This is a genomic window from Intrasporangium zincisolvens, from assembly GCF_034724055.1.
GTDB lineage: Bacteria > Actinomycetota > Actinomycetes > Actinomycetales > Dermatophilaceae > Monashia > Monashia zincisolvens.
Genome location: NZ_JAWIIL010000001.1, coordinates 959,113 through 966,870 on the forward strand (window position 1 = coordinate 959,113; position 7,758 = coordinate 966,870).

General features: G+C 73.5%; 7 protein-coding genes and 1 pseudogene. 5 read left to right on the forward strand and 3 right to left on the reverse strand.

Features of this window, described 5'->3' with window-relative positions; genetic code table 11:
- Positions 1-381: 381 nt before the first annotated feature.
- Complete coding sequence (locus RY076_RS04350) at positions 382-2,706, reverse strand: HelD family protein (RefSeq protein ID WP_323096369.1); 2,325 nt, start codon at positions 2,704-2,706, stop codon at positions 382-384.
- A gap of 58 nt (positions 2,707-2,764) precedes the next feature.
- Here RY076_RS04350 and RY076_RS04355 point away from each other — a divergent pair, with 58 nt between their 5' ends.
- On the forward strand, positions 2,765-3,397 hold the full coding sequence (locus RY076_RS04355) for a GNAT family N-acetyltransferase (protein WP_323096370.1): 633 nt from the start codon (positions 2,765-2,767) through the stop codon (positions 3,395-3,397).
- Between the two features lie 19 nt (positions 3,398-3,416).
- Here RY076_RS04355 and RY076_RS04360 read toward each other — a convergent pair whose 3' ends face one another.
- The gene (locus tag RY076_RS04360) at positions 3,417-4,016 is read right to left on the reverse strand and encodes a DinB family protein (RefSeq protein ID WP_323096371.1); all 600 of its coding nucleotides are present in this window, start codon (positions 4,014-4,016) and stop codon (positions 3,417-3,419) included.
- A gap of 47 nt (positions 4,017-4,063) precedes the next feature.
- On the opposite strand from RY076_RS04360, the gene purD reads away from it, so the two are divergent.
- Genes purD through RY076_RS04380 form a run of 4 tightly spaced genes read left to right on the forward strand, consistent with a single transcriptional unit; the run spans position 4,064 to position 7,467 of the window.
- Positions 4,064-5,341, forward strand: coding sequence for a phosphoribosylamine--glycine ligase (gene purD / locus RY076_RS04365; RefSeq protein ID WP_323096372.1), 1,278 nt, complete (start codon positions 4,064-4,066; stop codon positions 5,339-5,341).
- 36 nt (positions 5,342-5,377) lie between these two features.
- The gene (locus tag RY076_RS04370) at positions 5,378-6,013 is read left to right on the forward strand and encodes an RNA polymerase sigma factor (protein WP_323096373.1); all 636 of its coding nucleotides are present in this window, start codon (positions 5,378-5,380) and stop codon (positions 6,011-6,013) included.
- A gap of 56 nt (positions 6,014-6,069) precedes the next feature.
- Positions 6,070-6,975: a phosphoribosylaminoimidazolesuccinocarboxamide synthase gene (locus RY076_RS04375; RefSeq protein WP_323096393.1), complete on the forward strand. Its 906-nt coding sequence runs from the start codon at positions 6,070-6,072 to the stop codon at positions 6,973-6,975.
- Between the two features lie 15 nt (positions 6,976-6,990).
- Positions 6,991-7,467, forward strand: a complete 477-nt coding sequence (locus tag RY076_RS04380) for a GNAT family N-acetyltransferase (protein ID WP_323096374.1) — start codon at positions 6,991-6,993, stop codon at positions 7,465-7,467.
- Positions 7,468-7,487: 20 nt separating this feature from the next.
- On the opposite strand, the pseudogene RY076_RS04385 reads toward RY076_RS04380, so the two are convergent.
- Positions 7,488-7,758, reverse strand: a pseudogene (locus RY076_RS04385) (hypothetical protein); the annotation flags it as partial.

A 7,758-nucleotide genomic window follows, 5' to 3' on the forward strand; every position in this document is an offset into this window, starting at 1 on the left:
CTGGCGGCCGGGATCGGTCGACGCCAGAGATCCGACGCAAGGTTTGCCAGCGCTTGACGGAATTTTGACCGTCGGCGGGCGGGCGGCCGTCGCGGAGAACGCACGCGGAAGAGGCCCGGACATGGGTCCGGGCGAGGGGCGGGATGCAGGGGGGATGCATCTCGCTCCTCGCCCGGTGCGAGTCCTCATTGGGGGGCGGGACTGCGCCGGACGTCAAGGGGGTCTCGATGGGGGGAGGAGACCGGCGGGGAGGGTGTTCGCGCGCCCTCGACGTCCTGACCATCATCCCGCGCCGCGCAGGAGGAGTCGATGGTTCGACGATTACTTGAACAAACCTTTACCTGAAGGCGTCAGGCTCCGCGCGACCGGGCATTCCCGCAGCTATCGGGACAGGACGGTCATGCGGTGCGCGGCGCGGGTCAGGGCCACGTAGAGCACCCGGACACCGCCCGGTGACTCCCGGACGATCTCGTCGGGGTCGACGACGACCGTGGCGTCGTACTCGAGGCCCTTGGTCGACATCGGGTCGACGACCTGGACGCGTCCGTCACCGGCGCCGTGCACCGACGCGAGGGCGTCCGCGTGCCGGGAGGGTGTCACGACGGCGATGGCGCCGTCGACCTCGACGAGCAGCGCCTCGACGGCCGAGGCGACAGAGGCGGACGCGTCGGGGCCGAGCGGCTGCTCGAGCGGCTCGACGCCGGTCTCGCGGACCGCCTGCGGGATGTCGGCGTCCGGCACCTCGCGGCGCACGATCTCGGCGGCGTAGTCGAAGATCTCGCGCGCGTTGCGGTAGTTGGTGTCCATGTGGAAGTGCTGGCGTTGCTGGCTGCCGAAGGCCTCCTCGCGCGCGGCCGCGGCCTCGGCCGCCTCCGGCCACGACGCCTGGGCGGCGTCGCCGACGACGGTCCACGACGCGTGCCGCCCGCGGCGCCCGATCATCCGCCACTGCATGGGGGAGAGGTCCTGGGCCTCGTCGACGAGCACGTGGGCATACTCGTCGGGCTTGCCGATGCGGCCGGCGAGGAGGCGGTCGGTGGGGTCGCCGCCGACGACCTCGGCGCGCCTCTCGTCGCGCACCGACACCGGCTGCACCTCGGTGACGCCGTACTGGCTGAGGTCGTCGAGCTCCTCGATCTCGTAGAAGCCGCGCTCCTCCTGCGGGGCCTCCTGAACCGGGCCGAGCCGGGCGGCGACGTCGTCGACGAGGGCGACGTCGGCCACCGACCACGTGCCGGTCTCGAGGGCGGTGCGGAACGACGCGGCGAGCAGGCCCGCCTCGTCGTCGCGCAGGGTGCCGCGGGCGTGCCGCCGCACGAGCGACTCGTCGGCGAGCCAGAGCAGCACCTGGCGCGGGTCGACCTGCGGCCACCAGGCCTGCATGAACGACTCGACGTCGAGGTGGTCCTCCCACTTGTCGATGAACTCGGCCTTGGCGTCGCGGTCGCCGGTGATGCCGAGGGAGGTCCACGCCGCCTCGCCGAGCGCCGCCTGGGCCGCGCCCGTGGCCGCGTTGCGCTGGTGCTGGCGCAGCACCTGCGAGCGGACGCGGTCGAGGTCGCGGGCCTCGAGCCGCACGGCGCGGCCGGCGACGATGGCCCGGAACTCGGTGGGCGCCTCGGGGACGCGCCCGCGCGCGGCTGCGCCGAGGAGGGTGCGGATGCGGACCGAGCCCTTGATCCGGGCGACCGGGGGAGCGTCGAGGCGCTCGGTGCTGACGACGTCGAGGACGTCGCCGAGCGCCCGCAGCGTGACGCTCTCCTCGCCGAGCGAGGGCAGCACGCGCTCGATGTAGGCGGTGTAGGCGCCCGACGGGCCGACGACGAGGATGCCGCCGGACTCGAAGCGACGCCGGTCGGAGTAGAGGAGGAAGGCCGCGCGGTGCAGGGCGACGACGGTCTTGCCGGTGCCGGGGCCGCCGGTGATCTCGGTGACGCCGCGGGCGCTCGCGCGGATCGCCTCGTCCTGGTGGGCCTGGATCGTGGCGACGATGTCGCGCATCCGGGCGCCGCGGGTGCGGGTCAGGGCGGCCATGAGGGCGCCGTCGCCGACGATGACGAGGTCGTCCGGCGCCTCGGGCACCATGAGGTCGTCCTCGACGCCGATGACGGTGGTGCCGCGGCTGCGCAGCACCCGGCGTCGTAGGACGCCCATCGGCTGGGTCGGCGTCGCCCGGTAGAAGGCGGACGCGGCGGGCGCGCGCCAGTCGATGACGAGCGGCTCGTAGTCGTCGTCGCGGACGCCGAGCCGGCCGATGTAGCGAACCTCCCGGTCGGTGGGGTCGGACGCCGTGGCCGCCGAGGACGCCGAGGTCGCCGATCCATGGCCGTTCGACGCTGCGCCGGCACCGGCGCCGTTGGCCCGGGTGGTCTCGGCGCGGAGCATCGCGTGGTCGATGTCGAGACGGCCGAAGACGAGGCCCTCGTACTGGGTGTCGAGGGCGGTGCGCCGGCGGGCCGCGTGGAACATCAGGGCGTCGCGCTCGAAGAGGCCGGCCGCCTCCTCGTAGGCGACCTCGGCCGACTTCGTGATCTGGCCGCGTGAGAGGCCCTCGGCCTGCACCGACTCGGCGCGGACGCCGGCCTTGACCAGCTCCTCGTGGACCCGGTCGACGTGCGCCTGCTCGACGGCGATCTCGCGGGCCACCTCGTCGGGGACCGCGGCCGAGGCGCGCTGGGGAGATGCGTTCGAAGTGCTCACTGACATCCATGGACGTAAGGGGCGCCCTGGGCGGCGCGGGAACCATCAAGTCTACTGTCAGGGCATGCGCGAATCGGACTGCATCCCACCGACCGGCGCGCCGCTCGTCGGGCGCGTCGTCCGCCTCGACGTCACCGACCCGGAGGACGTCGAGGGACTGTTCGCCGTGTACGCCGACCCGCGCTGCTACGAGCAGGGCTTCCTCATGTCGCGGCCGCACGAGAGCCTGGCCGAGACCGAGGCGGTCGTGGCGGCGTCGGTGGCGGCCCGAGAGCACGGTCGGACGGCCTACACGGTGCGCCTCGTCGAGGACTCTCCGCTCGGTGCGGCGGGCACGATCGTCGGGTCGAGCTCGCTCGGCGACGTCGACCTCACCCGCCAGCACGTGCACCTCGGTTGGACGATGTACGGCTCGTCGTGGTGGGGCACGGCCGTCAACCCCGAGTGCAAGCTCCTCCTGCTCGCCCACGCCTTCGAGACGTGCGGCTTCGGCCGGGTCCGCATCCAGACCGACGTGCTCAACAACCGCTCGCGGGCGGCGATCCTCAAGCTGGGGGCGGTCTTCGAGGGCGTGACGCGTCGCGACGTGCGCCGCGCCGACGGCTCGTGGCGCGACACCGCGGTCCACTCGATCCTCGTCGACGAGTGGCCGGACGTCCGGCACCGCCTGCTCGAGCGCCTGGCCACCGTCTCCTGAGCCGCACGTGACGCGTCCCTCAGCGGTGCGCGTCGGCGGCGGCCTCGACACGTCCGAGGTAGTCGCGCCACCACGTCGCGTCCTCCTTCGGCAGGTTCTCCCGGCCGAGGAAGCGCCCGACGCTCCCGTCGAGCTGCTCGCGCAGGATGTCCGCGTGCCCCGCGTGCCGGGCCGTCTCGGCGATGAGGTGGCCGAGGACGAGACGCACGTCGACGCGGGCCCGCTCCTCGGGCCACCACGGCACCCGGCCGAGGTGGCCGAGGCCGCGTGCGACCGTCTCGTCGCCGAAGGTCCATGCCGCGCGGTAGAGCGCGACGACGTCCTCGCGGGACTCGTCGGCGAAGGCGTACATGTCGTCGTTGGGCGATGCATCGTCGTCCCAGGCGGGCAGCGACGCCGTCACCTCGCGGCCGAACGTCGGGCCCCAGTACCCGAACTCGACGTACGCGAGGTGCTTGACGAGGCCGAGCAGGTTGGTGCCGGTCGGGGTCAGCGGGCGACGCGCGTCGTGTTCAGGCACGCCCTCGAGCTTCCAGAGCACGGCGTCGCGGTGGGACTGGAGCGTCGAGACCAGCCATGCGAGGTGGTCGGGAGCGTCGGAGACGTCGGTGCTCGGCATCGGGACAGACTCGCAGCGGAGACCGACGGTGCCAATAGGCTGACGCCGTGAAGGTCCTCGTCCTCGGTTCCGGTGCCCGTGAGCACGCCCTCGTCAAGGCCGTCGCCGCCGACCCGGAGGTCGAGGCCGTCATCGCGGCCCCGGGCAACCCGGGCATCGACGCCACGGCCCTCTGCGTCCCGGTCGACGTGCTCGACGGTGACGCCGTCGCGGCACTCGCCCGCGAGCACGAGGCCGACCTCGTCGTCGTCGGGCCCGAGGCGCCGCTCGTCGCCGGGGTGGCCGACGCGTGCCGCGCCGCCGGGCTGGCCGTGTTCGGCCCGTCCGCCGAGGCCGCGCGGCTCGAGGGCAGCAAGTCCTTCGCCAAGGAGGTCATGGCCGCCGCCGACGTGCCGACCGCGCTGGCGCACGTGTGCGAGACCGTCGAGGAGGTCGAGGCCGCCCTCGACGCCCTCGGCGCGCCGTACGTCGTCAAGGACGACGGGCTCGCTGCCGGCAAGGGGGTCGTCGTCACCGAGTCGCGCGACGCGGCCGTCGAGCACGCCCGCGCGTGCCTGGCCAAGGACGGCGGACGCGTCGTCGTCGAGGAGTTCCTCGACGGTCCCGAGGTGTCGGTGTTCTGCATCAGCGACGGCAGGAGCGTCGTCGCCCTCTCGCCGGCTCAGGACTTCAAGCGCGTCGCCGACGACGACGCCGGCCCGAACACCGGTGGCATGGGGGCGTACTCGCCGCTCGAGTGGGCTCCCGAGGGCCTCGCCGACGACATCGTGGCTCGCGTCGCCCAGCCGACGATCGACGAGATGCGACGACGCGGCACGCCCTTCGTCGGCATCCTCTACGTCGGTCTCGCGCTGACCTCGCGCGGGCCCAGGGTCGTCGAGTTCAACGCGCGCCTCGGCGACCCCGACGGCCAGGCCTCGCTCGCCCGCCTCGAGACGCCGTTCGCGCAGCTGCTCTTCGCCGCGGCCACCGGTTCGCTCGGCGAGTTCGGCCGGCTGCGCTGGTCCGACGACCGCGCGGTCGTCGTCGTCATCGCCTCGGAGGGCTACCCGGCGTCGCCACGCACCGGCGACCCGATCACCGGCCTCGACGCGGCGGCCGAGGTGCCCGGAGTCGTCGTCCTCCACGCCGGCACGGCGCTCGACGCGTCGGGGCAGCTGGTGTCCGCCGGTGGGCGCGTGCTCGACGTCGTGGCCGTCGGGTCGACGCTCGCGAAGGCCCGGAAGGCGGCCTACGACGCCGTCGCCGTCATCGACCTGCCCGGCTCGCACCACCGCACCGACATTGCCCTCGGTGCCGAACGAGGCCTGATCACCGTCGGCTGAGGCGAACCCGACGGCTCGAGCCGGACTCTTCCCGACATGAGCGTCTTCACCTCGACCAGGGGCGGGCCGTCGCCCGGGGCCGGCGCACCGCCCGATGACCGGGCGCTGTGGTGCCGGCTGGCCGGCGCCGACGGCAGCGCCCTGACGGAGCTGTACCGCCGGCACTGCGACGCGGTGTACAACTTCGCCTTCCGGCGGACGGCGTCCTGGGTTGCCGCGGAGGACGTCGTGCAGGCGACCTTCACCGCCGTGTGGCGCCGGGCCCTCGACGGTGCCGTGGACCCGCTCCGTGCGCCGACCGCCCGGGCCGTGCTGCTCGTCATGGCCGGTCAGGAGTGCGCCAACGTCGTGCGTACGGCGAGGCGGCAGCGACTCCTGCACGGGCGCCTCGAGGCCGACGCCGGCGGCGTGGTCGCGGCGGACCACGCGGCATCGACTGCGGCCCGCGTCGACGACGAGCAGCGGATGAGCGAGGTGCGTCGGGCCCTGGCACGCATCCCGTCCGTGCAGCGCGAGGTGGTCGAGCTCGTCGTCTGGTCGCACTGCTCGGTCGCCGAGGCCGCCGCCGCCCTCGACGTCGCCGAGGGCACCGTGAAGTCCCGCCTGCACCGCGCGCGTCGCAGCCTGTCCACCGTCCTCGACGTCGACGCCCTCAAGGAGGCCCTGTCGTGAACCTGCCCCTTCCCCCCGAACGCGCCGTGCCCGACCGCCTCAGCAGGTGGCAGGCTGTGCGCGTGACCGACCTACCCCTGGACCTCCCCGGCTACGAGCACGTCTACTCCGGCAAGGTGCGCGACCTCTACGCGCCGCTCGACGCCGCGGGCGAGGTCGTGCCCGACCGGCTGCTCCTCGTCGCCTCGAACCGGCTCTCGGCCTACGACTGGATGATGTCGCCCGAGATCCCCGACAAGGGCGCGGTCCTGACGCGTCTGTCGCTGTGGTGGTTCGACCAGCTGGCCGACCTCGTGCCCAACCACGTCGTGTCCACCGACGTGCCCGACGCCGTGGCCGGTCGCGGCGTGGTCGTGCGCCGGCTCGACATGCTCAAGGTCGAGGCGATCGCGCGCGCCTACCTCACGGGCGGCGGTCTCGAGGAGTACCGCGAGAAGGGGTCGGTGTCGGGGGTGGCACTGCCCGAGGGGCTCGTCGACGGCTCGAAGCTGCCCGAACCGGTGTTCACGCCGACGACCAAGGCGCCCGTCGGCGAGCACGACCTGCCGATGACGCCGGCCGAGGTCGAGGCCGAGCTCGGTGCCGACGTCGCCGCCGAGGTGTCGCGCCTGACCCGCGCGATCCTGGCGCGAGGCAACGAGATCGCCGCCGAGCGCGGCATCCTCATCGCCGACACCAAGGTCGAGTTCGGCGTCGCTCCCGACGGCTCCGGCGGGCTCGTGCTCGCCGACGAGGTGCTGACCCCCGACTCGTCGCGGTTCTGGCCGGCCGAGCTGTGGGAGCCCGGCCACCCGCAGCCCTCCTACGACAAGCAGTTCGTCCGCGACTGGCTCACCTCCTCCGAGTCGGGCTGGGACCGCAAGGCCGGCGGCCCTCCGCCCGAGCTGCCCGCCCGCGTCGTGGAGCAGACCCGCGCCAAGTACGTCGAGGCCTACGAGCGGCTCACGGGCGAGACCTTCTGACGTGACGGTGGCGCGGTGGTGACGGGCGCTCCGGGCGCGGGTGTGCTCCGCCGGGCCAGACCGTCGGACGTCGACCGGCTCCTCCGGCTCTGGGCGATGGTCTTCGACGAGGGCGTCGACGACGTCGAGGCGCCCTGGCGGCCCCGGGCCCGGGAGTGGTTCGCGCACGTCGTCGACGATCCGGCGACGGCCCGTCTTCCGGTGGTGGAGGCGAGCGGTGAGATCGTCGCCACCGCGATCGGGACGCTCGAGCTCGGCGTGCCGAACCCGTACTGCCCGCGTGGGCGAACGGTTCGGCTCGCCAACGTCGTGACGGTGCCAGACCAGCGGGGCCGAGGACACGGCACGCTCCTCGTGCGCGACGTCGTGGCGTGGGCGCGGTCGATCGACGCCGACCGCGTCGACCTCAGTGCCACGCCCGACGGGCGGCGCCTCTACGAGCGGCTCGGTTTCGAGCTGACGACCGCGCCGCGGATGAAGCTCGTGCTCTGAGGGCCGAGCGATGCTCTCGGTCAGCTCGCCAGCTCGAGCTCGATCGGCCCGGTTCGGTAGAGCTCCAGGGCCACGGGCCGGCCCGGACTGTCGATCGCGGGCGCACCACGCGGGGACTCGTCGGTTCCCGGTAGGACGGGTGGTGAGGTCGAGGTGTAGCGGTGTCCGGTCGGGGTGGTGATCTCGACCGTGTGGGGAGGGTCGTCGGCGTGAATTGGGCCGGGTTCGGTGAGGTGGGTGTGCCAGCCGGGTTGTTCCTTGGTGAGGTTGCAGCGCACGCACAGGCCTTGG